This is a genomic window from Mesorhizobium sp. B4-1-3 (assembly GCF_006439355.1).
In the GTDB taxonomy this organism is placed as follows: Bacteria; Pseudomonadota; Alphaproteobacteria; order Rhizobiales; family Rhizobiaceae; genus Mesorhizobium.
In genome coordinates, this window is the sequence record NZ_VFTG01000003.1 from 48,531 (window position 1) to 72,977 (window position 24,447).

24 protein-coding genes, 1 tRNA gene and 1 pseudogene are annotated in these 24,447 nt (G+C 62.2%); 11 read left to right on the forward strand and 15 right to left on the reverse strand.

Features of this window, described 5'->3' with window-relative positions:
• Positions 1 to 228: 228 nt before the first annotated feature.
• A complete protein-coding gene (locus FJW06_RS05070) occupies positions 229 to 3,714 on the forward strand; it encodes a PAS-domain containing protein (protein WP_140748947.1) in 3,486 nt (1,161 codons plus the stop codon).
• On the opposite strand, the gene FJW06_RS05075 is transcribed toward FJW06_RS05070, so the two are convergent.
• Complete coding sequence (locus FJW06_RS05075) at positions 3,715 to 4,374, reverse strand: response regulator transcription factor (protein WP_140749806.1); 660 nt, start codon at positions 4,372 to 4,374, stop codon at positions 3,715 to 3,717. It lies immediately after the preceding gene.
• Positions 4,375 to 4,561: 187 nt separating this feature from the next.
• Complete coding sequence (locus tag FJW06_RS05080) at positions 4,562 to 4,993, reverse strand: hypothetical protein (protein WP_140748950.1); 432 nt, start codon at positions 4,991 to 4,993, stop codon at positions 4,562 to 4,564.
• 101 nt (positions 4,994 to 5,094) lie between these two features.
• On the opposite strand from FJW06_RS05080, the gene FJW06_RS05085 reads away from it, so the two are divergent.
• Entirely contained in the window at positions 5,095 to 5,442 is a 348-nt protein-coding gene (locus FJW06_RS05085) for a DUF952 domain-containing protein (RefSeq protein ID WP_181178152.1), read from the forward strand.
• The gene (locus FJW06_RS05090) at positions 5,439 to 6,512 is read left to right on the forward strand and encodes a quinone-dependent dihydroorotate dehydrogenase (protein ID WP_140748956.1); all 1,074 of its coding nucleotides are present in this window, start codon (positions 5,439 to 5,441) and stop codon (positions 6,510 to 6,512) included. Before FJW06_RS05085 ends, FJW06_RS05090 begins: the two co-directional genes overlap by 4 nt.
• On the opposite strand, the gene FJW06_RS05095 is transcribed toward FJW06_RS05090, so the two are convergent.
• From FJW06_RS05095 to FJW06_RS05115, 5 genes are all read right to left on the reverse strand, one after another.
• Positions 6,505 to 7,839: an MATE family efflux transporter gene (locus FJW06_RS05095; RefSeq protein ID WP_181178153.1), complete on the reverse strand. Its 1,335-nt coding sequence runs from the start codon at positions 7,837 to 7,839 to the stop codon at positions 6,505 to 6,507. The two genes, FJW06_RS05090 and FJW06_RS05095, sit on opposite strands and share 8 nt — an antisense overlap.
• Before the next feature lie 259 nt (positions 7,840 to 8,098).
• The gene (locus FJW06_RS05100) at positions 8,099 to 8,899 is read right to left on the reverse strand and encodes a deoxycytidine triphosphate deaminase (protein ID WP_181178154.1); all 801 of its coding nucleotides are present in this window, start codon (positions 8,897 to 8,899) and stop codon (positions 8,099 to 8,101) included.
• Complete coding sequence (locus FJW06_RS05105) at positions 8,871 to 9,368, reverse strand: hypothetical protein (RefSeq protein WP_140748962.1); 498 nt, start codon at positions 9,366 to 9,368, stop codon at positions 8,871 to 8,873. The genes FJW06_RS05100 and FJW06_RS05105 overlap by 29 nt, the downstream gene beginning before the upstream one ends.
• A gap of 107 nt (positions 9,369 to 9,475) precedes the next feature.
• Complete coding sequence (locus FJW06_RS05110; protein ID WP_140748965.1) at positions 9,476 to 9,982, reverse strand: DUF1643 domain-containing protein; 507 nt, start codon at positions 9,980 to 9,982, stop codon at positions 9,476 to 9,478.
• Positions 9,979 to 10,218: a DUF6471 domain-containing protein gene (locus FJW06_RS05115; protein WP_246674530.1), complete on the reverse strand. Its 240-nt coding sequence runs from the start codon at positions 10,216 to 10,218 to the stop codon at positions 9,979 to 9,981. Before FJW06_RS05115 ends, FJW06_RS05110 begins: the two co-directional genes overlap by 4 nt.
• A gap of 96 nt (positions 10,219 to 10,314) precedes the next feature.
• On the opposite strand from FJW06_RS05115, the gene FJW06_RS05120 reads away from it, so the two are divergent.
• Positions 10,315 to 11,187 (forward strand): transposase, encoded by an 873-nt coding sequence (locus tag FJW06_RS05120; protein ID WP_140749815.1) that lies wholly within the window; start codon positions 10,315 to 10,317, stop codon positions 11,185 to 11,187.
• Here FJW06_RS05120 and FJW06_RS05125 read toward each other — a convergent pair.
• Positions 11,184 to 11,984: a hypothetical protein gene (locus FJW06_RS05125; RefSeq protein ID WP_140748968.1), complete on the reverse strand. Its 801-nt coding sequence runs from the start codon at positions 11,982 to 11,984 to the stop codon at positions 11,184 to 11,186. The genes FJW06_RS05120 and FJW06_RS05125 overlap by 4 nt on opposite strands.
• Positions 11,985 to 12,393: 409 nt before the next feature.
• Between FJW06_RS05125 and FJW06_RS05130 the strand changes: the two genes are divergently transcribed.
• The gene (locus FJW06_RS05130) at positions 12,394 to 12,612 is read left to right on the forward strand and encodes a hypothetical protein (protein ID WP_140748971.1); all 219 of its coding nucleotides are present in this window, start codon (positions 12,394 to 12,396) and stop codon (positions 12,610 to 12,612) included.
• Positions 12,613 to 12,630: 18 nt separating this feature from the next.
• Here the strand turns inward: FJW06_RS05130 and FJW06_RS05135 are convergent, their stop codons facing one another.
• Positions 12,631 to 13,101 (reverse strand): hypothetical protein, encoded by a 471-nt coding sequence (locus FJW06_RS05135; RefSeq protein ID WP_140748974.1) that lies wholly within the window; start codon positions 13,099 to 13,101, stop codon positions 12,631 to 12,633.
• A gap of 84 nt (positions 13,102 to 13,185) precedes the next feature.
• On the opposite strand from FJW06_RS05135, the pseudogene FJW06_RS05140 reads away from it, so the two are divergent.
• Positions 13,186 to 13,999 (forward strand): annotated as a pseudogene (locus FJW06_RS05140) (histone deacetylase).
• 111 nt (positions 14,000 to 14,110) lie between these two features.
• Here the strand turns inward: FJW06_RS05140 and FJW06_RS05145 are convergent.
• Positions 14,111 to 14,374 carry a DUF6460 domain-containing protein gene (locus FJW06_RS05145; RefSeq protein WP_140748977.1) on the reverse strand — a complete coding sequence of 88 codons (264 nt, stop codon included), beginning with the start codon at positions 14,372 to 14,374 and terminating at the stop codon, positions 14,111 to 14,113.
• A 142-nt stretch (positions 14,375 to 14,516) separates the two neighbouring features.
• Between FJW06_RS05145 and FJW06_RS05150 the strand changes: the two genes are divergently transcribed.
• A tRNA-Gly gene (locus FJW06_RS05150) sits at positions 14,517 to 14,590 on the forward strand.
• 25 nt (positions 14,591 to 14,615) lie between these two features.
• On the opposite strand, the gene FJW06_RS05155 is transcribed toward FJW06_RS05150, so the two are convergent.
• The 5 genes from FJW06_RS05155 to FJW06_RS05175 form a co-directional block, all read right to left on the reverse strand.
• On the reverse strand, positions 14,616 to 15,161 hold the full coding sequence (locus FJW06_RS05155; protein WP_246674548.1) for a rhodanese-like domain-containing protein: 546 nt from the start codon (positions 15,159 to 15,161) through the stop codon (positions 14,616 to 14,618).
• A 39-nt stretch (positions 15,162 to 15,200) separates the two neighbouring features.
• Positions 15,201 to 16,016: a quinoprotein dehydrogenase-associated SoxYZ-like carrier gene (locus FJW06_RS05160; protein ID WP_140748983.1), complete on the reverse strand. Its 816-nt coding sequence runs from the start codon at positions 16,014 to 16,016 to the stop codon at positions 15,201 to 15,203.
• Between the two features lie 18 nt (positions 16,017 to 16,034).
• Positions 16,035 to 16,874: a quinoprotein relay system zinc metallohydrolase 2 gene (locus FJW06_RS05165; protein WP_246674531.1), complete on the reverse strand. Its 840-nt coding sequence runs from the start codon at positions 16,872 to 16,874 to the stop codon at positions 16,035 to 16,037.
• Positions 16,875 to 17,216: 342 nt separating this feature from the next.
• Positions 17,217 to 17,573 carry a protamine-2 (modular protein) gene (locus FJW06_RS05170; protein ID WP_140748986.1) on the reverse strand — a complete coding sequence of 119 codons (357 nt, stop codon included), beginning with the start codon at positions 17,571 to 17,573 and terminating at the stop codon, positions 17,217 to 17,219.
• 105 nt (positions 17,574 to 17,678) lie between these two features.
• Positions 17,679 to 18,668 (reverse strand): LysR family transcriptional regulator, encoded by a 990-nt coding sequence (locus FJW06_RS05175; RefSeq protein ID WP_140748989.1) that lies wholly within the window; start codon positions 18,666 to 18,668, stop codon positions 17,679 to 17,681.
• 293 nt (positions 18,669 to 18,961) lie between these two features.
• Between FJW06_RS05175 and chvE the strand changes: the two genes are divergently transcribed.
• The 4 genes from chvE to araD1 all read left to right on the forward strand — a co-directional run bounded on the left by chvE (position 18,962) and on the right by araD1 (position 24,292).
• Entirely contained in the window at positions 18,962 to 20,032 is a 1,071-nt protein-coding gene (gene chvE, locus FJW06_RS05180) for a multiple monosaccharide ABC transporter substrate-binding protein (RefSeq protein ID WP_140748992.1), read from the forward strand.
• Between the two features lie 179 nt (positions 20,033 to 20,211).
• Positions 20,212 to 21,747 carry a multiple monosaccharide ABC transporter ATP-binding protein gene (gene mmsA, locus FJW06_RS05185; protein WP_140748995.1) on the forward strand — a complete coding sequence of 512 codons (1,536 nt, stop codon included), beginning with the start codon at positions 20,212 to 20,214 and terminating at the stop codon, positions 21,745 to 21,747.
• Positions 21,744 to 23,036, forward strand: coding sequence for a multiple monosaccharide ABC transporter permease (gene mmsB / locus FJW06_RS05190; protein ID WP_140748998.1), 1,293 nt, complete (start codon positions 21,744 to 21,746; stop codon positions 23,034 to 23,036). The genes mmsA and mmsB overlap by 4 nt, the downstream gene beginning before the upstream one ends.
• A 260-nt stretch (positions 23,037 to 23,296) precedes the next feature.
• Entirely contained in the window at positions 23,297 to 24,292 is a 996-nt protein-coding gene (gene araD1, locus FJW06_RS05195) for an AraD1 family protein (RefSeq protein ID WP_140749001.1), read from the forward strand.
• Positions 24,293 to 24,447 lie beyond the last annotated feature (155 nt).

Genomic DNA, 24,447 nt, shown 5'->3' on the forward strand with positions numbered 1-24,447 from the left:
AAACCCCCAGTTGCAAAACCGGAAAAAAGGCGAAAGCACCGGTTTGTGTTTCCATAAACTCATCAAGCACATATGCACCGAAAGCCGCGATGGACTTAGGTCCCAAGCTGTGATTGCGTCTTGCTGAGCTGGGTCGGAGACCGGCTCTAAAACAAAAATAGAGCATGATGTCGTCCGAAAACCGCTTCACACTTTTCGGCATCATGCTCCAGGGAGGAAGAGCGGACCGTGCAGGGTTGGTTCGTGGTCATCATCGCGATCGCCTACGTGACGCTGCTTTTCGCCATCGCCAGCGTCGGCGACCGGCGCTCGGTGGCAGCCGGGCTCGGACGAGCGCGGCCCTTCATCTATGCGCTCAGCCTCGCCATCTACTGCACCTCCTGGACCTTCTTCGGCTCGGTCGGCCTGTCCTCCGAGCGTGGCCTCGAATTCCTCGGCATCTATACCGGCCCGGTGCTGGTCTTCGTGTTCGGCTTCCCGCTGCTCAACCGCATGATCCGGCTGGCGAAAAGCGAGAAGATCACCTCGATCGCCGACTTCCTCGGCGCCCGTTACGGCAAGAGCTTCACCGTCGCGGCTATCGCGACGCTGATCGCAACCATCGGCGCCGTGCCTTATATCGCGCTGCAGCTCAAGGCGATCTCGGGCTCCGTCAGCCTGATGGTCGAGCACTATACCGGCTCGCCGCCCTCTTTCGATCCGTTCGTCAGCGATATCTCGCTGGTGGTGGCGATGTTGCTGGCGCTGTTCGCGGTGCTGTTCGGCACCCGCCATGCCGACGCCACGGAACACCAGGACGGGCTGGTTCTGGCGGTGGCGGTCGAGACCGTGGTCAAGCTCGCCGCATTCATCGCCATCGGCCTGATGGTGACTTTTCTCATCTTCGGCGGCCCAGGCGACATGATGACGGCGCTCTCTGGCAACGGCCAGGTGCGCAAGGCGATGGGCTACAATACCTCTCTAGCCACATGGCTGGTGCTGACGACCTTGAGCGGCTTTGCCGTGCTGATGCTGCCGCGTCAGTTCTACGTCACCATCGTCGAGAACCGCAGCGAGGCGGAGTTGCGCACGGCGACCTGGGTGTTCCCGCTCTACCTCGTGGCGATCAACCTCTTCGTGCTGCCGATCGCCTTTGCCGGTCTGTCGCTGGTCGGCGCCAAGACCAGCAGCGACCTCTATGTTTTGTCGCTGCCGCTGCTCAGCGGGCATGACCTGCTGGCGATGGCCGCCTTCGTCGGCGGCCTGTCGGCGGCGACCGCCATGGTGATCGTCGAGAGCGTCGCGCTGTCGATCATGATCTCCAACGATCTCGTCATCCCGCTGTTCGTACGCCGCGTGCTCAAGACCAGTTCCTCGGAGAACGAGGACTGGTCGACGCTGATCCTCAATGTGCGCCGCGCCTCGATCTTCGTCATGCTGTTCATCGCCTTCCTCTATTACCGCGAGAGCACAAATAGCGCGCGCCTGTCCTCGATCGGCCTGATGTCGTTCGCCGCGATCGCGCAATTCGCGCCAGCGCTGATCGGCGGGCTGATCTGGCGCCGCGCCAATGGCCGGGGGGCCGCGCTGGGCATGGTCGCCGGCATCGCCGTCTGGGGCTACACGCTGTTGCTCCCTTCACTCGTCGGCCCCTCTACCGACATCGTCGTCCACGGCCTGTTCGGCTTCGAGGCGCTGAAGCCGCAGGCGCTGTTCGGCACCGTAGGCGAGCCGCTGAATCACGGCGTGCTGTGGAGCCTCTCGGTCAACGCGCTGTTCTTCGTGCTGGGCTCTCTCTCCCGCGCGTCCGTGCCGCTGGAGCGCATCCAGGCGGCGATCTTCGTGCCGCGCGAGGCCGGCCCGATGCCCAGCCTGCGCCGCTTCCGCACCGCCGTCACCGTCAACGACCTGAAGGATACGATTTCGCGCTATCTCGGCGTCGAGCGCACGGAGCGTTCGTTCCAATCCTTCGAGAGGGACGCGAAAGTCTCGCTGCACGGTACCGAACAGGCCAGCATGGATGTCATCCGCTTCTCGGAGCAACTGCTGGCGAGCGCCGTCGGCTCGTCCTCGGCGCGGCTGATCCTGTCGCTGCTCTTCCGCCGCAACGACCGCGATTCCAAGGATGCCTTCAAGCTGCTCGACGACGCCACCGAGGCGCTGCAGCACAATCGCGACCTCTTACAGATCGCGCTCGACCAGATGGAGCAAGGCATCACCGTCTTCGACCGCGATTTCCGCCTGATCTGCTGGAACCGGCAATACCGGCTGCTGTTCGATCTGCCGGACGAGATGGGCCAGGTCGGCGTCTCGCTCGACAGGATCCTTCATCATCTGACCGAGCGCGGTGACATTCCCGCCGACCAGCGCGTGGCGATGCTCAACCGGCTGACCAGTTTCGCCGGCCCGTGGCAGATGGAGCTGAAGACCAGCAGCCGCATCCTGGAACTGCGCTCCAACCCGATGCCCGACGGCGGCATCGTCGCCACCTATGCCGATATTTCCGGCCGCGTCGAACAGGATTTGGCACTGAAGCGGGCCAATGAATCGCTGGAGCAGCGGGTCAAGACCCGCACCATCGAGCTCACCCGCGTGAACGAGGAGCTGGCGCAGGCGCAGATGCTGGCCGAGGAAGCCAATCTCGGCAAAACGCGCTTCCTCGCCGCCGCCGGCCACGACATCCTGCAACCGCTGAACGCCGCCCGGCTTTATTGCTCGTCGCTGATCGAGAAGGCAGGCAAGGGACCGGCCGGCAAGGCCGCGACGAACATCGAGTCCTCGCTGGAATCGGTCGAGACCATCCTCGGTGCCGTGCTCGATATATCGCGGCTCGACGCCGGCGCCATGAAGCCCGAAAACACCGCTTTCAGCCTCGGCGGGCTGCTCGGCCAGATCGGCAACGATTTCCGACCACTCGCCGCCGAAAAGAAGCTTGATCTGAAAATCATCCCGTCCTCGCTTGGCGTCATGACCGACCGCAATTTGTTGCGCCGGCTGATCCAGAACCTGGTGTCGAACGCCATCAAATACACGCGCGAGGGCCGCATCCTGGTCGGCGTGCGGCGGCGCGGCGAGCTGGCGGAGATCCAGGTGATCGACACCGGCATCGGCATTGCCGGTGACAAGCTCAACACCGTCTTCCACGAGTTCACGCGTCTCGAGGAGGGCGTGCGCGAGGCCGAAGGGCTTGGCCTGGGGCTCTCCATCGTCGACCGCATCGCCCGGGTGCTGAGGCTCGAAATCCGCATCTTCTCCGACCCCGGCAAGGGCACGCGCTTTTCCGTCATCCTGCCGGTCGCGGAGGTCGCGGCGCCGCCGCGTGAGATCGGCAAGGCGCCGGCCCGCTCCGCCTCGACGCTTGCCGGGCTCAATGTGCTTTGCATCGACAATGATGCGCGCATCCTAGACGGCATGCGGCTGCTGCTCGAAGGCTGGGGCTGCCATGTCGAGACGGCGTCGGGGCCAGGCGATCTCCTCAAGCCCGGCGCGCCGAAGCCGGACCTCGTGCTGGCCGACTACCATCTCGACGGCGGCACCGGGCTCGACGCCATCGCCACGCTGCGCGCCGCCTACGGGCAGGACCTTGCCTGCGTGCTCGTCACCGCCGACCGCTCCAGCGAGGTGCTCGCGGCCGCCGGCCGGCTCGACATTCCGGTTATCAACAAGCCGCTGAAGCCGGCCGTGCTGCGCTCGATGATGGCGCGCGTCAGACCGCTGGCGCCAGCGGCGGAGTGATCAGCCGACCGGCTGCAGCGGATCGCCACCGATCTTCGACAGCTGGATGACCGCCTGGGTGCGGCTGTCGACGCCGAGCTTCTGCAGGATGGCCGAGACATGTGCCTTGATGGTGGCCTCGGAAACGCCGAGCTCATAGGCGATCTGCTTGTTGAGCAGGCCCTCCGCCAGCATGCCGAGCACACGCGTCTGCTGCGGCGTCAGAGCCTGCAAGCGCTTGATCAGGTCGGAGATTTCCGGATCGCGCTCGATGCCGAGCTCGATGCCGGCCGGCGCAGCGATATCGCCGGCAAGCACTGCCTGCACGGCGGCGCGGATTTCTTCCATGCTGGCCGATTTGGAGATGAAGCCGGAAGCGCCGAGATCGAGCGCGCGGCGGATGGTGACCGGATCGTCATGCGCCGACACCACCACCAGCGGCACCGCCGGATGGATGCCGCGCAGCGCAATCAGGCCAGAGAGGCCGCTGGCGCCCGGCATCGACAGGTCGAGCAACACCATGTCGACGTCCTCATTGGCGAGCACCAGCGCCTTGGCGCTTTCGAAATCCCCGGCCTCATGGATGGCGGCGACGTTGCCGATGCCGGCCAGCGCCTCTTTCAGCGCGCCGCGAAAAAGCGGATGGTCGTCGGCAATGACGAAGGTGTGGCCCGACGGCAAATAGTCCTCCCCCAATCCCATCATCATTTTCGTGCTTCTTGCTGGGACCAGAATGATTATGCGGCGGCGCGGTGCGTTTTCAAGCGGCAAAGGCCGCGCGTGGAGTTTTCCCCAGCGGTTCAGCTCTCGTTCTGCGCAATTCCAGACGGAAAACCGCTGCGCACTGTTCCTGGAACAGCGCGCCGGTTCAGGTCTTCTGGTTCAGCTTGCCGCCGTCACCGTCTTCCTTGTCCATGTCCTTGACGATGTCCTTGAAGGTCCGGAAGAACTGCTGCATGTAGCCCATGGTCTTGTTGAAATCCTCTTGGCTGGGCAATTGCGATTCCAACCGCGCGGAGAGCGAGTTCTCGAGCTTGGCGACGCGCGCGTCGAGCGCCTTGACCGAATTGTCCAGGCGGTCGATCTCGTCCTGGTAGGCGGCACGCTCGTCGGCGGCCATCTTGCAGACGAGCTGACCGGTGCGCTCCTCGCAGATCGACATGGCGCCGGTCCTTGTGTCCATGCGGACATAGCCGTTGGCCGACTTCTCCAGCCGGTAGTGGTCGGTCTCTTCGGAATAGGCGGAAGCCGCAACCAGCGAGCAGAGCGCCGCCGGGATAAGGATGTGCTGCAGACGCATATCGTCCTCCATGAGCCGGTCATCGCACCTATCAGAGGTTTGCGCCGGAAATGGGGAAGACTTCGCTTCCCCGCATCTTCTGTTCGGATTATAGCGCAACAATGTCTCAGATTATCTACAAGATCCTCGCCGAAGCCTTGTGGCGCGAAGCCGAGCGGAACGGCCGCTTCAGCGGCGCGCCGATCGATATCGTCGACGGCTTCATCCATTTCTCCACCGCCGCCCAGGTGCGCGAAACAGCGGCAAAGCATTTCGCGGGGCAAACGGACCTGTTGCTGGTTGCTGTCGATGCGGCGCAACTGGGCGATGCGCTGAAATACGAGGTGTCGCGCGGCGGCGCCCTGTTCCCGCATCTCTATGCTCCGCTGACCCTCGATGCCGTCCTCTGGGTCAAGCCGCTGCCGCTCAGTGCCGGCGGCCACGAATTCCCGGCATTGGAGGGCGAATGAGCGTGCTCGACCGGATCGGCCAGAAGCTGCTTTTCTCCTTCGATCCGGAAACCGCCCATGGCCTGTCGATCGCGGCGTTGCGCTGCGGGCTGCCGGTCGGCGCGACGGGGCCGCGCGACGCGCGGCTCAAGATCAATCTCTGCGGCCTCGACTTCCCGAACCCGCTCGGCATGGCCGCCGGCTACGACAAGAACGCCGAAGTGCCGGACGCGCTGCTCGGTCTCGGCTTCGGCTTTGCCGAGGTCGGCACCATCACGCCGCTGCCGCAGTTCGGCAATCCGAAGCCGCGCATCTTCCGCCTGACGGCGGACGAGGCGGTGATCAACCGGCTGGGCTTCAACAATGACGGTCATGCGGCGGCTGAAAAACGACTTGCCGCGCGCAAGGGGCGGCCGGGGATCGTCGGCGTCAACGTCGGCGCCAACAAGGACAGCGCCGATCGCATCGCCGACTATGAGCGCGGCGTCGCCCGCTTCGCGCGCTATGCGAGCTATCTGACCGTCAACATCTCCTCGCCCAACACGCCGGGCCTGCGCAACATGCAGGCGCGCGAGCAGCTTGGCGAATTGCTGTCACGGGTGATGGCGGCGCGCGCCTCTGCCCGGCCGCCTGTCTTCCTCAAGATCGCGCCGGATCTCGTCGAAGCAGAGCTGGAAGACATCGCCGCCGAGGTCGCCGAGAAGAAGATCGACGGCGTCATCGTCTCCAACACGACGCTGGCGCGGACCCGATTGCGGAGCACGACCGTGGCAGGCGAAGCCGGCGGCCTTTCGGGCAAGCCGCTGTTCGAGCGTTCTACCGCCGTGCTCGCCCGCATGCGCAAGCTGCTCGGCCCAAGCATTGCCCTCATCGGTGTCGGCGGGGTCGATTCCGCCGAGACGGCGCTGGAGAAGATCCGCGCCGGGGCGGATCTGGTCCAACTCTACACCGGCATGATCTATGCCGGACCGGCGCTGCCCGGGCGCATCGTCGCCGGCATGGCGCGGTTCATGGAACGCGAGCGGCTTGGCTCGATCAGGGAGCTGCGCGACTCGGCTTGCGAGCGCTGGGCTTCAAAGCCGATCAGCTGAAGGCTGTCCTCACCCTGAGCCTGAGCACCGTCAGCAGGCTCAAGCCGCGCACTAGCAGGAAAACATGCAGCGATGCCCACAGGCCGCTGTTGCCGAATGCCGGCGCCAGTGTGATGAGCGCGGCGCTGAAGATGAGGAACGACAATAGCATCATGTTGCGCATGTCGCGCGACCAGGTGGCGCCGATGAAGACGCCGTCCATCTGGAAGGCGAGCACGCCGCTCAGCGCCGTGAAGGCGGCCCACGGAAGATAAATGTCCGCGACCGCGCGGACCTCCGGCGACGTCGTCACCAGCGCCACCAGACCGGTGCCGGCGGTCAGCAGGACAAGCGTGGCGATACTGGCGAGACCAAACCCCCAGATCAGCGTCAGCCTGACCGCCTGCCGAAACGGGGCAGGCGCATGCGCGCCGATGGCGCGGCCGGCCAACTGCTCGGCGGCGGTAGCGAAGCCGTCGAGGAAATAGCCGGCGATGAGGAAGAAATTCATCAAGACCGCGTTGGCGGCGAGCGTCACCGTGCCGAACTGCGCGCCCTGCCTGGTGAACAGCGCGAAGGCAGCGAGCAGCGAGAAGGAGCGGATCATGATGTCGCGGTTGAGCGACAGCATGCGCCGGTAGGCCGGCAAATCCAGGATACGCCGGCGCGACGGCCGCTCCAGCTTGCGGAAGCGGCTGAGCACGATGGCAAGGCCGAGCAGCATGGCCAGGAACTCGCCGGTGACCGTCGCCCAGGCGACGCCGGCGACGCCCCAGCCGAGCTCGAGGCCGAGCAGGAAGCAGAGCGCGATGTTGATGCCGTTGAGCACCGCCTGCAGCATCAGCCCGAGCCCACCTTCACCGCGTCCCAACACGTAGCCCAGTACGGCGTAGTTGATCAGCGAGAAGGGCGCCGCCAGCAGCCTGATGCGGATATAGACCGACATGGCCGCGCTGACGCGCGGCTCGGCGCCCATGAACCATTGACCGGCGACGGCAAAGAGCGGGGCAAGTGCCGCAAGGATGACGCCCACGGCGACCGCGATCAGCACGGCGCGCCAGAGCACCGCCTGTTCCTCCAGCGCATCGCCGCGTCCGAAGGCCTGGGCGACGAGACCGGTGGTGCCCGAACGCAGGAAGTTGAAGGTGGTGAAGACAACGTCGAAGACCAGCGATCCCGTCGCCAGGCCGCCAAGCAGCGCTGCGTCGCCGAACTGGCCGACAACCGCGGTGTCGACGATGCCGAGCAGCGGCGTCGTCAGATAGGCAAGCGTCATCGGCACGGCGATCGCCAGCACCGAGCGGTTGGTGACGGCGAACGACCTGGCGTTGGCTTGAGTCGCGTCCAAGGGGCTTGCTGCCTGTTCGATTGCGGCTTGATCGAGAACCCGATGTGCCCCAGTTTGCCGGCGTCACGCAACCAAATCCGCCGGACTGCCAGCCGAATTCCAAACCTGGCGCAGCCCCCGATCCATGCCGCTGCAGATCGTCCATCACCCCGACTATGACGCCGGCTTCGCCGTCACCCATCGCTTTCCGATGAGCAAATATCCGGCATTATGGAGCAAACTCACCATAAACGATGATGTTTGCCCATTGATGGTGGTGTTACGGATTTGCTGGCGGTGGCGCCGGCGCGGGAGCCGGTGGCGCGGTTGCGACGCAGTTGACTATCGCGCATTTGATGGACGGCCAAAACGTGTTGACCACATTCGACGCGGCGTCTTTTAGGAATGGGGTGATAAGGATGAAAAGAACGGCCAGAATAGCGGTCAAGTACACTTTGAAGCTTTTAAGCTGAACGATATCTTCTTGCGCCACCTTCAGCTTCTCCGCCAACTGATACGCTGTGGTGAATTCACCCGATATTGCAGTTATCATGCTCGCAGGGATTTTGTCGTGCCCCACTTTCCATGCCGTCCGTTGCATTTTCTTGTCTAGGTTTGTGATCCACAAAGGAAATATTCGATCGCCTCGCCTCAAATGAATTATGGTGGGACCGGCATTATATACCGCGAAGATAAGTTTGCCCTTATAACCAGGATCAACGTGAAACCCAGAGATGTTAACTAGCCCCAAGAACTTGGTCGATGCGCGGATTGAGATGAATCCGATCTTATCAAAAGGGAGTGCAACCTCCTCTTCTGTCAAGATGAAAGCAAATTGACCCGGCGCAATTGAGAACGCCTCGCCCTCTGAAAGCTTTTGAACTGTCTTCCCGGAGCCTAAACTGGAGACATATACTTCCTCGCCTATTGCGAGGTTGTAGTTCGCTCCATCTCGGTCAACGCCGTCCAGCTTGAAAGGCTTGACCGGCGCGTCCTCACTCTTCAGGGCTTTCCATGTGCCGTCGCTCCAAAAGCCGCTGGCGGGCTCATAGCTACTCGGCGATGTAGAATTGTCGGCCACGTAGCTCCCCCCGCCGCTGCCGTAGCTGTCCTTCGAGATCGATCTGGCGCTCATCTGCCTGATGGATGGCCCAAGACATTATGTCCGCATTCGCCTTGTGAGCGATCGGGATGAATGCCTCCATATGGTCGATCTTCTCACAGGCATCCGCAAAGCGGCCGGCCGCGTCGGCGTAGGTGCGCAACGGATCGATCTGTCGCGCTTCCTTCGTCATGGGAGCCGGCGCTTCCAAATGCTGATGCATCGTGTTGGCTGCGCTAAGCGACACGAGAACGGTATCAATAATGGTCCGGTCGTAGGAGATCGGCTCGGCCGAACCGCGCGCGAGCCGTCCAACATACTTCGCAAAATGCAGCCCGTAGTGTTTCAGGCGATCATTTTTGGAAAGATGGAGGATATCGGTATGGTTGCGCGCATCGTGCCGGTATTGATCCTGCTGAAGGCGCAGCATGTCTGCGTCTGAAAACATCTCAGCAAAGCTCCCCTTGGCCGTCCCCGCCACGACCTGTATAGCGCCGCGAATCACCGCTTAGCCGTGTACGCGAGGTTTTCCACAAATTAAAGGGCATGGGAATCCTAAGAAATTGTCCATATTGATGGGACGGTGTCACCCTTCACATAGAGCGGATGCTTGGGTGATCCATCAAGATTCACCCCAAGCGCGTAAAGTTGACCGCCTTCGCGTTCGATCATTTGCACCAAAGATTCGATCCTGGCTCTGGCGGCTCGCCGAAGCGCTGCCGGCGGGCTCACACGCCCCCACGCGGCAACGATAATACCTCCCGAGCTTGAAACTTCCGCGACGGCAGACCGAATGTAGGTATCGTTTTCAGGCCCAATAGGGTCTTCGGCGCTCCACAGATCGCGGGGCTTGGTCGCTACCCGCGCCCAAGGATTAATGAAAATCAGCCGCCCATAACCAAGATCTCTGGCGAACCCGATGCCACGTCTGGACGTTGCGTCGTCGTCGGTAGCGCCGGCCGTGCTAGGATTATGGAGCATGAAGCCGATGGGCGGCCCGTCGCCAATGTGGCGGTCAAGTCGATAGCGATAGCCACCGCATTCTGAAAAGATCGCGCTCATGCCTCTAGACTGACTTGGCGAACGCCGATCGCATCCAAGCACATCATGAAAAACGCAGCGGTGAAGCTGCCGCGACTTATCTTGTTGGCGAGATTGCGTTCCGTATCATGTGAGCCGCGTTCCTTCAGCTTCTCAGCTAGGGCCGCGTATGTCATGCCACGGCGCTTCAGCTCGCCTTTCAATATGTTTTTCGCCTGTTCCTCGTAGTGCGCTGTGGGGGAATTGGCCGTCATCATCGTTTCTCCGGAAAAGACCTCATAAACGATGATTTATACCCTTGCTTGTGCTGAAACAATGTCCTATATCCGATGTACAACATCATCGGATTTGATATGTCCCAGCATTTCCTCCTTTCCCCGGCGGCCAAGACCCTCTCGCTGGTCAAGGTTATGCGCATGTCTGATGAGGAAGCCCGCGCCGCGTTCCGTAAGATACGCTGGACGGAAACCGATGGTGAGCCGGTTTGCCCTGAGTGCGGCGGCCTCGATGCCTATAACCTCAAGACGCGCCAGGTTTACAAGTGCAAGGCTTGCCACAAGCAATTTAGCATCACTTCCGGCACGATCTTCGCCAGCCGCAAACTGGCCGTTCGCGACATTCTCGCGGCTATCGCCGTCTTCATAAACGGTGCTAAGGGTTACAGCGCCCTCCATCTCTCCCGCGACCTCTCCGTTGACTACAAGACCGCCTTTGTGATGCTGCACAAGGTCCGCGAAGCAATAAAGCTTGCCCGCGACGAAGGCGCGCTTGCCGGTAGATGGTCGGGCAAGCGCCAATCGGTTATCGTTGCCCGCGAAACCAACGGTCGCACCATCACCCACGTTGCCTCGACCGAAGCCGCTGGCGTTGCCTTCGTTGCCGCCAACGTCAAGCACGGCTCGACCGTCCACGCCGACGAAGCTTCGCATTGGGATAAGCTGGCGGCCTACTTCCCGATAAAGAGGATCAATCATGCCGAAGCCTATTCGAAGGACGGCGCTTGCACGAACGCCGCCGAAAGCTTCTTTTCCCGCCTGCGCCGCGCCGAGATCGGCATTCATCACCGCATTGCGGGCCAGTATCTGGACGCCTATGCCGTCGAAATGGCTTGGCGCGAAGATTGCCGCCGGGAAGCCAACGGCAACCAATATGCCGTGGTTGTAAGCGCCGTCGCCGCCGCGCCGAAGTCGGAAAAGCTTTGCGGCTACTGGCAACGGCGCGCTTAAGTATCCCAGTCGTCTTTGCTGCTTTCTGCCGGAGCAATCGCTGTTGCCGGGACGGCATCTGGCTCAGGCAGCATTTCCTTCAAACCATTGATCGCCTTAATCACCCGCTCAGCTTCGGCTCGATTGCGGATGACACCCTCAAGCCAGATCATGTCTTCCTTGATCTGCACACCGAACGGCACCGGCAGTTTAGCAGGCGTAAGCGGAGAGGCATCCGACCGGATAGGAGAATACACTGGTGCAGCCATCGCCTGGCCTCTCTCAACATTTTGATTTGTTTGAGATTCAGCCACAACAGGGCGCGGTTGGCGCGGTTGTGAATAACTTTCGCTTCCTGTCGCATTCTCCAGAAAGAGAAAAGTTTCTAAATAGGCCCGCGTTGCTGGACGCACGGCGGCGTGTGTATACCCCTGTCTGATGAGATAGGATTCGATGGCCGCTTCAGAGGGGCGGCCATCTGGGAATCTCTCTGAAATAGCGCTGAAAAGGTCGGGTTCGTTGGCCGCCTCGTGAAGCGCCAAAGCCTTTGATTCGTCAGAATCCGGATATAGGATATCAACTGCGCGCCGCGTAACGCGGACCTCATTTTTGCCGGTCTTCTCCAAAAGGCCATACTGAGCCAAATTCGAGAGTACCGTGGCAGAGCGCCCGGAAATGCCGCTATAGCCCATCGCCTTAGCCGCTACCCCGCGCTCTACCGAATTGGTGCGTTCAATCAGGTGTATTTTCCTTACAAGATCAATAGCTTCGTCTAATGGCGTACTGGGGTAGCTGGGGCTTCTCTGGCGTGCATCCATGGGGCAATCTCCATCGCCTGTTTTATACTCTTCGCTGGAGATATATACCCGCAAGGCCGAAAAAGGAATAGATATCGCCAGCTATACCGCAAATTCAGCTTGACCGGTTATCGGCGCCAGAGGATATTGGCGATTGCGTGAGGCGATTCCTGCGCGAGCGCAGATTGGAGGCGACCATTGATAGTGGTAGCTGAGCGGCACCAAGAGCACCGTGCCGGTCGGCAGTAACAGAAAGGGCCACAAAACAGTTCGGGTCCGAAACCGAAATGCAATGTGGCCCGTGGTGTCAGTGGGCAAACCCAACCCGCTGGGCGGGAGACCGGGAGTGCGAAGCTAACAGCCTGTGACGACTGGTAGATTCGCATTTCCTGGCTCCCGCTTCAAGGGGAATGTTTGGAGACGCGACCTTATGGAAGATCTCAAGGTCACACCGGACATGGTGCCGGTTATAAAGCTCGCCCGCCACTTGGACATTCCGTACTCGTGGATCACGGGTTACTACCCCGGCCTCAACTTTGGTCGGATTGCCGATGTGATGGCGGGGCGCTTGTTCCCCGAAATCCCGCCGGCGCTGGAATTGCCGCCCGACTTCCCGCCCGACTTCCCACGTCCGGCGGCGGCGGCATAAAAGCAATACTGGGGCGGCCTATCGGTCGCCCCTTCTTAGTTGCCAAAGCTTGTACGGGCCGAATGCATCGTGGTCTTCCGTCCAGCCGCATTCCTCGATAAGCCCCTGCGTCACACAGACCTTTATGCAGGCGCCGATGCGCTTCCTTATGGCGGTGACGGTCGCCTCATCTGCATTCAGGCCGCGATCAGCAAGCCATAGCTCGGAAATCTGGCGCGACGTAAGCGGCGCGGTAGCTTCCCGCATGGTGTTGAGAACGAAGCGCTTCACGGTGCCTTTCTCGGCGCGGTGCTTGGTCACGTACTCTTTGAGCGCGGATGTGTCGGCATGCGGATCGAACAGCCTTATCGCGGCGTCCAGATGGTCTATGTCGATGGTCAGCTTTTTGATCTCAGCGCGGTATTGCTCCCGCAGAGCCGTTAGCTCGGCGCGCTTGGCAACAAGGCCGGCAACCGTGTTCGGTCTGTCATAGTCGGCAATCTTCATCATGCATGATGCTTATACCTCTAAAACGATGATGTAAACATTATATTTGGTGAGTTTGCTCCATAATGCCGCAAATATCCACTTCTGATGGAGGCCTTGCGCATGCGCGGGCTGACCGTACCCGGCGCACTTTCACTGCCTCAGCCGACACCGGCTGCACGGCTGAAGCTCGCGCACGCGGCCGACTATGTCGACCAGGTGATCGCCTGCCAGGTGCCGGAGAAGATAGAGCGCGAGATCGGCTTCCGGTCGGCCCGCGCGTGTCGCTCAGGGCGCAGCTCGCCACCGGCGGCACCGTGCTTGCCGCCAGGCTGGCGCTCGAACACGGCATTGCCTGCAACGCCGCCGGCGGCAGCCATCACGCCAGGCGCGCGCAAGGCGCCGGCTTCTGCACCTTCAACGATGTAGCCGTCGCCTCGCTGGCGCTGCTGGCCGAAGGCGCCGCCGAAAATGTGCTGATCGTCGACCTCGACGTGCATCAGGGCGATGGCACGGCCGACATTCTGAAGGACGAGCCGCATGCCTTCACCTTTTCCATGCATGGCGAGCGCAACTACCCGGTGCGCAAGATCGCTTCCGACCTCGACATCGCCTTGCCGGACGGCACCGGTGACGATGCCTATCTCGAGCGGCTCGCCCCCGTCCTGCCGCAACTGTCCGGGCAGAGGCATTGGGATATCGTCTTTTACAATGCCGGCGTGGATGTGCATGCCGAGGACAGGCTGGGGCGGCTGGCGCTGAGCGACGGCGGCCTCAGCGCCCGCGAGGACATGGTCATCGGCCATTTCCGAAAGCAGGGCGTGCCGCTGTGCGGCGTCACGGCGGCGGCTATTCGACCGACGTGCCGACGCTGGCCGCGCGCCACGCCATCCTGTTCGAGGTGGCGTCGCGATATGCGTAATTCTAGAGCGTTTCACCGTTTCACGGAAACGGCGAACCGCCCTATCTCTTTGTTTTTAAGCAGTTCCGGACGGAACCCGCTCACACTTTTCCTGGAATTGCTCTATCCTAGCTATTTCCTGTAGCTGGCGACCCGGAGCAGGATGAACACCGGCACGACGATCGCCGCGCCGAGCAGGATATAGTCCAGGAAGCGGTCTATGGCGTGGAACCCGAGATTCCACAAATCGGCGAAGAACTGGCGGATGCCATAGAGGACGTCCATCGGCGACCAGCCGAAGGCATGCATGACGAGGCCGACGAGGAAGGAGACCACGAGCAGCTTCAGGAACACCCTGAGCGGCGTGTCGCCAAGAAAGCGCGTCAGTGCGGACAAGGCCACTCTCCGGTTCGAGCCGCCCGATTCGGCAGCGCGATATCAGAGATACGCATTCCGCCGAAAGGCATCAAGCAATGGAGTCGCTGGCTCTGTTTGCCGATTGCTTGAGGCCCTTCCCTCATGGTAACGAGGCTGCTGCGCGGGTATGATGTAATGGTAGCCTGTCAGCTTCCCAAGCTGAACGCGCGGGTTCGATTCCCGCTACCCGCTCCAGCTTGCCAGACAGGATTTGCGCCTCCTATTTGGGCGCGGCTGCGCTCCAACCGGCCTCCGGCTTGACCACCGTGGTCTCGTGCTTCTCCTGCCAGCCGTCTATGCCGGCGGGGAACCAGCCGACATTGGTATAGCCTTTCATCACCAGCCGCTTGCCGGCGTTCCAACTGCCCCAGCATTGCGGGCGGCAGAAGGTCACGATCGGCTTGGTCTTGTCCTTCTGCGTCAGAGCCTCGATGCGGCGATAGAACATCTTCTCTTGAGCATCCTGCAGGGGAGCCGCTCCGGCGCCCGGCATCCACACCGCTCCGGGCATTGAACGATGGGTGGGAAGCCAGAGCCCGTCCTTGGGGAAATCGTCCGGCTTCCTGTCGGCCGGACCCACGTCGAGCAGGATCGGCTTCTTGGCCATCAGCGCCTCGAGGGCGGCGAGGTCGAGCACCCTTGCGCCTGAGAGCGTCGCCGGCGTCTCGCCGTGCATCGGCCCGCTCCACAAGCCGCTAGGCTCGGCGACCGGATTGGCACTCGCCATATTCGGAAGGAGCGCCACCACGGCAACGATGGAGGCCATCCTGGCAATTTCAACAACGGAACGCATCGCCGGATCCAATCAGTTCATCGCAGCCGGAATGTCGAAGCCCTGCTCCCAATGGCCATCCTTGGTGTCGGAAGCGACGACCTTCAGCGGCTCTCTCCCGTTCTGGACGAAGGAGAAAGTGATGACCGGATTGGTGGAGAGCGAGATATCGGCTTCGAGGTCGAACACCTTGGCATTACCGGAGGACACGGACATCTTGTTGATGTAGCGCGGCGGCGTGAAGTATTGCGTTATCGGGTTCTTCTGCATTCCATTGAAGTTGGGATGACGGATCATCAGCGTCGCCTCTATCGGCTTGCCTGCCGCGGCGCCCTCGGCGAATTTCATCCGCATCTGGCCCATGCCCGCCATGGCCTTTTCGTCGCTCGCGGCAACCGGCGCCGAGCAGCCGCCAGAGGCCTTCACGAAGGCGGCGGTCTCGAAGAGCTTGCCGTCCTTGGTCTCCGCCACGGCGTGAACATTCGTGTAGGTATCGACCCGCACGCGTAGCTGCACCGATCCGGCGTCGGCCGCGGGGCCAAAGGTGAATTTGGCCGCGAAAGGCGCCGGGTTGTCATCGATGACCAGATAGACCGACTTGATCTCGTTGTTTTCGGGCATCGTCAGCGTGATCGGCACGAGGGCGGCATCCTGCGCGCGCTTGGGCGCATCGAGCTGGATCAGGGTTTCGGTGGGCTCGACCTTACGGTCGCCGAACAGATACTGGGCGATCTGGTTCCAGCGCTCCTGACGCTCAGGCTCCATGTTGGCCGGTTCCGAGGCCAGGCCTTTACTGCCCGGCACCGCGGCAAAGACAGCGAGGCATAGGGCAAGCGGCAGAATCTTCATGATCTCCTCCTCGTCGGGCTACTCCCACTCCAGTTCCTTGTAGGCCTGGATGACATTGCGCTCGTTGTAGTCGTCGAACAGCACCCAGCGGTTCCGCTCCGATTGAGCGACGGAGCGGGCGGCATCCTCGATCGAAACGCCCGAGGCTATCGCCTTGCGAGTGCCGTCGCTCAAGGCGGACAAGTAACGCGTCAAATCAGCCATGGCGGGAGCGACATCCACGATCGGCGGGCCATGGCCAGGCACAGCCCGAGACGCGCCGAGCGCTTTGAGCTTGTCGAGTTCGGCAAGCCAGCCGGGCAGGCTGCCGTCAAGCGAAGGAACACGGTTTACGAAAAGCAGGTCGGCCGGGAAGAGCAAGCCGGTCTCGACATCCAGCATCGACAGATCGCAATCGGTATGGGCCGTCGCGTGCGCGCTCAGCCGGACAATGCGGCCTCCCAGGTCGATTTCGGCGCCGTCCCTCACCTCCTGGGTAGGATAGACGATGCTGCCAACGCTCTCCGCGCCGAGGATCTCCGCAAGCCGCTTCCGGTAGAAATCGCCGCGCGCCTCCAACGCCAACCGCAGCGCGTGGTGTCCGACAAAGGCCGGCCGGTCCTGGGCGAAGGCCGCCGCGCCGAAGGAATGATCGGGGTGAACGTGGGTGATCAGCACATGGCGGATTGGCTTGTCCGTCCGCTTCCTGATCTCGGCCCTCAGCCACTCGCCATCCGTGAGGCTGCCGCCAGAATCGGTGACCAGCACGCTATCGCGTCCGACGATGAAGCCGACATTGGCGATGCCTCCATGGTTCGCGGCCGCAGCATCCTCGTGCGGGGCTGCGCGAATAAAAATGCCTGGCCCCACCTCTGTCATGGTCGCGGCGGCCAAGCTGCCCGGCAGGCAGCACAGGCAGAGTCCGCCGATCAGCGCCGCGCGTCGTGAGATTGGAAGAACTGACCCAGTCCCGACGCAGGGTTGGCCCGACACATCCTTCCAAAAGGACGAAACATGCATATGCGCGTATAGCATACCGGCTCAAAGCCGGCATATTGGCCAAAATGCCAACGGACGAGACAGGCGCGAGCGAGGCGACCGACAACAAGCAGATTGCCGGATGCCGGAGCCGGCAGGGGTGATGACAGTTTACATCAAGGAAGCTCGGATATTGCGCAACGCGCAATATCCGAGCTCAACATTCCTCCGCGAGTAACGTCTTTACAGCCAGAAGCCGATCCACACGCGCTCGCGCCGGCAGCGGCGGCGCCAACGGCCACGATGCCAGAAGCGGCGGCAGACGTGCCTCCAGCCGCGCCGGCGACCACGACGACGGTGGCGCCAGCGCCAATGTCCGCCTCCGTGCCCGTGTCGACGATGATGACGATGGTGCGAGACCAGCTCCACTTCGGCCGGATCGTCGCCTTCGAAGACCGCATTGTCCGGCTTGTCGATCTCGTCCAGAATTCCGTTGCCGGCGGGAATACCGGCAACGGCCTTGCCGGGTCCGGCCAGGCTTGCCAGTGCCGCCGCCCCCGCAACGCCAAGCATTCCAGTCAGAAACAATCGACGTTCCATCAAAACCTCCCGAGCTGTCGAGCATCGGCAGCTCTTTCCCTCACCCGCAACGGGCTCCAGCGAGCGGCCGATCGGTTTGAACGTACAAGTAGCATTGTCGTTCCATCACCCCACTTCGCGCAAGATGAAGTCGTGCAACATTTTCGCGGCGGGCGAGAGCACGCGGTTCTTGACCGTGATCAGGCTGTAGGGCCGGACTTCGATGTCGAACTCGGTTTGGACGACGTCGATGGCGCCGGCCAGCCCGTCGCCGCCTTGAATGAACTTGGCGACCTGGATCGAGACCGGCGCGATGGCGTCGGACTGCGCCACCATTACCAAGGTGAGCAACAGCGAGGAGGTGTTGAGGATGCGGTCAGGCAGCGGAATGTCGCGGTTCAAAAAGTTGCTCTCCATCGCCTGGCGAAGCGGCGAGCCGCCGGACTGGAACACCCAGTCATAGCCCGAGGTCTCCTCCAGCCTCACCATCTTGCCGCTCGCCAGGGGATGGCCGCGGCGCACGATGAGGCAGGCCTTCTCGACGCCGATGACGCGCGATTCGAAGAGCCGCGGATTGAGGTCGTCGGGGATGCGGGCGATGATGAAATCGTGGCGCGAGGCGATCAGCTCGCGGGCAAGCACGTTCGAAGTCTCGACCTGCATGGTGATCTCGATGCGTGGGTAGATGCGGCGGATCTCGCGGATCGCCGGCACGGCCAATTCGATCGCTGGCGCCGTCACCGCGCCGAGGAACACCGAGCCGCCCTTGCCGGCCTTGAGCTCGGAAATCTCGCGATCGGCCTCGCGCATCTCGAGCAGGATCGAGCGCGCGCGGCGAGCGAGCGCCAAGCCGTAAGGGGTCAGCGTCACGCCGCGCGGCAGCCGCTCGCACAACTTAACGTCGAGCACCGCCTCCATCTCGGCGATCATGCGCGAGGCGGCCGGCTGGGAGATGTTCATGACCTGGGCGGCGGCGCTCACTCGTCCGTGATCGTCGAGCGCCGCGATCATGCGCATGTGGCGAAGGCTGAGGCCGCTGCGCAGCAGCGTCTCGCCGTCTCCACGCAATTTCTCGTAACTTGCTGAAATCGCATCAGGATCATGCAATGCCGCCATGGCTCGAAGCCTCTCCGCCGGGTTTCTATTTGTCCTCTAAGCCATATCAGTTTCGATATAGCAACCAGCAAAGATCGCATTTGACAGTTATATCAAAGGGACCCACCCTTCGTGCGTTCCGAGGCGCAGGGGTCGGCAACGAGCAAATTCGTATCGATTGAAACTGCGTTTCGGGGCCGATTGGGAGGATACCGGAGATCGATAAAGCCGACAGTGGCGCGCCAGCGCACCTGTTCGACTGCGCGGCCCGCGAAGCCCCGAGGTGTCGCGTCCATCAACCAGGGAGAGTAATCGTGAAGATCATCAAGACGCTGGCCGCCGTGGCGGCCCTTGGCATTGCCGCCATGAGCTATTCGGCGCACGCCGCCGACAAGGGCCTCATCGGCGTGCTGATGCCGACCAAGACCTCGCAGCGCTGGATCAATGACGGCGACGCCGTCAAGTCCCAGCTCGAGAAGCTCGGCTACACGGTCGACCTGCAATATGCGCAGGACGATATCCCGAACCAGCTCAGCCAGCTGGAAAACGAAATCACCAAGGGCCCGAAGGCGCTGATCATCGCGTCAATCGACGGCACCACCATGGCCGATGCGCTGCAGAAGGCCAACGACGCGGGCGTCGTCGTCGTCGCCTATGACCGCCTGATCAAGAAGACCCCGAATGTCGACTACTACACCACCTTCGACAATTTCGGCGTCGGCGTGATCCAGGCGAACTCGCTGGTCAAGGGCCTCAAGGAGCGCTTCCCGAACACCAAGCCTTGGAATGTCGAGCTGTTCGGCGGCTCGCCGGACGACAACAACGCCTTCTTCTTCTACAACGGTGCGATGTCGGTCCTGCAGCCGCTGATCGACAACGGCACGATCAAGATCAAGTCCGGCCAGATGGGCATGGACAAGGTCGGCACGCTGCGCTGGCTCGCCGCCACCGCGCAGGCCCGCATGGACAATTTGCTTTCGGCCAACTACTCGGACGGCAGCCGCGTCGATGGCGTCCTGTCGCCCTATGACGGCCTTTCGCGCGGCATCACCGCCTCGCTGCGCGCCGTCGGCTACGGCACGGCGGCACAGCCCTGGCCGATCGTGACCGGCCAGGATGCCGAGACCGCCTCGGTCAAGCTGATCATCTCGGGCGAGCAGTATTCGACGGTGTTCAAGGATACCCGCGAGCTGGCCAAGTCGACCGTGGAACTGGTCGACAAGGTGCTCTCCGGCGGCAAGCCTGAGGGCCTCGACACCAAGACCTACAACAACGACGTCAAGGTCGTTCCCTCGATCCTCCTGACGCCGGTCGAGGTCGACAAGTCGAACTATCAGAAGCTGGTCGTCGACTCCGGCTACATCAAGGCCGAAGAGCTGAAGTAATCCAGTCTTACAGGAAGGGGTCCTGCGCGGCCGCAGGACCCCTTTTCGTTCAGAAACTACCCCGGTATTGTTTTTGCCGGCTTCTGTGGCATCACACGCCGCAGTATGTTGATTTCGCGCATGAGCCCTTCGGGAACCGGAGCCGGTTCGGAGCTATGCGCCCCAGGGAGCAGATCCTGATGGCCTCGACGATTTTGGAGATGCGCGACATCACCAAGACGTTCCCCGGCGTGAAGGCGTTGTCGAACGTCAACCTCAGCGTCGAGGAAGGTGAGATCCACGCCATCGTCGGCGAGAACGGCGCCGGCAAGTCGACGCTGATGAAGGTGCTGTCGGGCGTCTATCCTTCCGGCACCTATGATGGCCAGATCATCTTTCGCGCCCAGGAATGCAACTTCAAGGGCATTCACGACAGCGAGCATATCGGCATCGTCATTATCCACCAGGAGCTTGCCCTGGTGCCGATGCTGTCGATCGCGGAAAACATCTTCCTCGGCAACGAGCACGCCAGCTACGGCGTCATCGACTGGGACGCCAACGAGGCGCGCACGGCCGCCCTGCTCAAGAAAGTCGGGCTCAACGAGGACCCCAAGACGCTGATCACCAATATCGGCGTCGGCAAGCAGCAGTTGGTCGAGATCGCCAAGGCGCTGAGCAAGGAAGTGAAGCTCCTGATCCTGGACGAGCCGACGGCGTCGCTCAGCGAAAAGGACAGCCAGGCGCTGCTCGACCTTCTGCTCGAGTTCAAGCGCCAGGGCATGACCTCGATCCTGATCTCGCACAAGCTCAACGAGGTGAACCGTGTCGCCGACAAGGTCACGGTGATCCGCGACGGGCGCACCATCGAGACCTTGCCGAGGAAGGACATCTCCGAAGACCGCATCATCACCTCGATGGTCGGCCGCTCCCTCGACGATCGCTACCCGCCGCGCGAGCCGCAGATCGGCGAGGTCATCTTCGAGGTGAAGAACTGGTCGGTCTACCATCCGATCCATGCCGAGCGGCAGGTGATCAAGAACGTCAGCCTCAATGTGCGCAAGGGCGAGGTGGTGGGCATTGCCGGGCTGATGGGCGCGGGCCGCACCGAATTCGCGATGAGCCTGTTCGGCCGCTCCTATGGCCGGCACATCACCGGCGAGGTTCTGCTCAGGGGCAAGCCGCTCGACCTCTCATCGGTGAGCAAGGCGGTGGAGAACCGGATCGCCTACGTCACCGAGGACCGCAAGACCTATGGGCTTAACCTCATCGACCACATCAAGCACAATGTGACTTTGGCCAACCTTTCCGGCGTTTCCAGCCGCGGCGTCATCGACGACATGCGCGAGATGAGCGTCGCCAACGACTACCGCAAGAAGACCAACATCCGTGCCTCCAGCGTCTATCAGCTGACCGGCAATCTCTCGGGCGGCAACCAGCAGAAGGTGGTGCTGTCGAAATGGCTGTTCGCCGATCCGGAGGTCTTGATCCTCGACGAGCCGACGCGCGGCATTGACGTCGGCGCCAAGTACGAAATCTACACGATCATCGCGCGCCTCGCCGCCGAGGGCAAAGCGATCATCGTCATCTCGTCGGAAATGCCTGAGCTGCTCGGCATCAGCGACCGCATCTATGTGATGAACGAAGGGCGTATCGTCGGCGAGATGGCGGCAAGCGACGCCAGCCAGGAAAAAATCATGCGCGCCATCGTTCGGGGAGAAGGAAAAAAAGCATCATGAGCACAGAAAGCGCTCCCGCGCCGCAGAGCGGCGTCGCCGAGGACGTCAAGCAGGGACAGCGCGTCGCCGTCTCCGCGCTGACGACGAACCTGCGCGAATACGGCCTGATCATCGCGCTGATCGTCATCATGCTGTTCTTCCAGTACACGACGTCGGGAACGCTGTTCAAACCGGTCAACCTCAGCAATCTGGTGCAGCAGAACTCGTTCATCATCGTGATGGCGCTCGGAATGCTGCTGGTGATCGTCGCCGGCTACATCGACCTCAGCGTTGGATCGGTGGCAGGCTTCATCGGCGCGCTTGCGGCGATGATGATGGTCATCTGGCCGCTCGGCATATTCTCGAATCCGCTGGTGGTCTCGGTCGTCTGCCTGATCGTCGGCGCGCTCATCGGTGCCGCGCAAGGCTACTGGATCGCCTATCACAAGATACCGAGCTTCATCGTGACGCTTGCCGGCATGCTGATCTTCCGCGGCATCTGCCAGGCGCTGCTCGGCGGCGGCTCTTCGGTCGGCCCGCTGCCGGACAGCTTCAAGGCGCTGAGCTCGGGCTTCATCCCGGACGTCATCGGCCCGCTGACGCTGATCCCGCCGACGGTGAATGCCGCCGGCAAGACGATCGTCGGCAGCGGCTTGACGCTGCACATGACGACGGTTGTGCTCGGCCTGATCGCGGTGCTCGCCTATGCTTATTTCGGCTTCAGGACGCGGCGCAAGCGCGAGCGTCATGGCTATGAGGCGGAGCCCTTCCCGCTGTTCGTGATCAAAACGCTGGTCGGCAGCGCGTTGGCCCTGTTCCTGGTCTTCCAGTTCGCCAGCTACCGGGGCTTGCCGGTCGTGCTTCTGGTGATGGGCGTGCTGATCTCGCTGTTCGTCTTCGTCACCAAGCGCATGACCATCGGCCGCCGCATCTATGCCATGGGCGGCAATGCCAAGGCCGCGCAGCTCTCGGGCATCAACACCGAAAGGCTGACGTTGCTCGTCTTCATCAACATGGGCGTGCTGTCGGCGCTGGGCGGCCTCATCATCGCCGCGCGGCTCGGCCAGGCCGTGCCGGCGGCGGGCCTCGGCTCAGAACTCGACGTCATTGCGGCCGTCTTCATCGGCGGTGCCTCGGCCATGGGCGGCGTCGGGCAGGTGATCGGCGCCGTGGTCGGCGGCTTCATCATGGGCGTGATGAACAACGGCATGTCGATCATGGGCGTCAATGTCGACTGGCAGCAGGTGGTCAAGGGCCTGGTGCTGCTCGGCGCCGTCATCTTCGACGTCTACAACAAGAACAAGGCTTAGTGCATGTCGCCCAAAAGTGCCTAGCGGTTTGGGGAAACGACATGCATCAAAACAAGGGCTAAGACCGGAACCAGGTTCAGGAGGCATACGGGTTTCAGATCGCGAAGCTGCCGGCAACCCGTCGGCGTCAAGAAGTCCCGACAGGACCAGGCTCGCGAGCGCAATCCGGACGGAAAATTTCAACCGCGGCGAGGGATTCTCCGCGCCGCGCCGGGTAAGGCTTGCCCGCAGGCAGCCGATAAAATGAGAGAGGATTGAACATGCTGATCTCCCAGATCCTCGACGACGCCGAGACGATCCGCGTTGTCGCCCGCAACGGCGGCGGCAAGACCAGGGTCATCAACGGCGCGCGCAGCGTCTATTCGCTGGCGATGGAGGCCGCGCGCACCGGCACAGGGCTCGAAGCCCTGATCGAACGCAAAGGTTATGGCGAGACGATCGATCTTGATGCCGCCTATAAGAGAGGCCGGCTGGTCTCGCCGATCAACCATCCGGACCCGGCGCATCTGCACCTTACCGGCACCGGGCTCACGCATCTCGGCTCCGCGGCAACGCGCGATTCCATGCACAAGAAGCTCAGCGAAGGCGGCGAGGAGGAACTCACCGATTCCATGAAGATGTTCCGCATGGGCCTCGAAGGCGGGAAGCCGGCCAAGGGCCAGGTCGGCGTCCAGCCGGAATGGTTCTACAAGGGCAACGGCACGATGGCGGTGGCGCCCGGCGCGCCGCTGATGTCGCCGGCCTTCGCGCAGGACGGCGGCGAGGAGCCCGAGATCGCCGGCATCTATGTCATCGGCGACGACGGCGCGCCGTTCCGGGTCGGGTTCACGCTGTCGAACGAGTTTTCCGACCACGTGACGGAGCGGGTGAACTATCTGTTCCTTGCCCATTCCAAGCTGCGCAATGCCTCATTCGGCCCCGAGATCCTGATCGGCGACCTGCCGGCCGATATCCGCGGCGCATCGCGCATCTGGCGCGACGGCAAGCTGCTCTGGGAAAAGTCGTTCCTGTCGGGCGAAGCGAACATGTCGCATACCATCGCCAATCTCGAGCACCACCACTTCAAATATTCGGCCTTCCGCCAGCCGGGCGACGTGCATGTGCATATGTTCGGTACCGCGACGCTTTCCTTCGCCGACGGCGTCCGGACCGAGGCCGGCGACACGTTCGAGATCGAAGCACCGGATTTCGGCCTGCCGCTGCGCAATCCGCTGGAGATCGAAAAGCCGGTGAAGGTGGCGGTCAAGGCGCTGTAGGAAGGGACAAAGGGGAGTTTCGCAACCGTCTTCCGTTCGTCATTCTAGAGCGTTTCACGGAAACGGCGAAACGCTCTATCTCTTTGTTTTTACGCAATTCCGGAGGGAAAACCGCTCACCACTTTTCCGGGAATTGCTCTAGGGCGGAGCGAAGC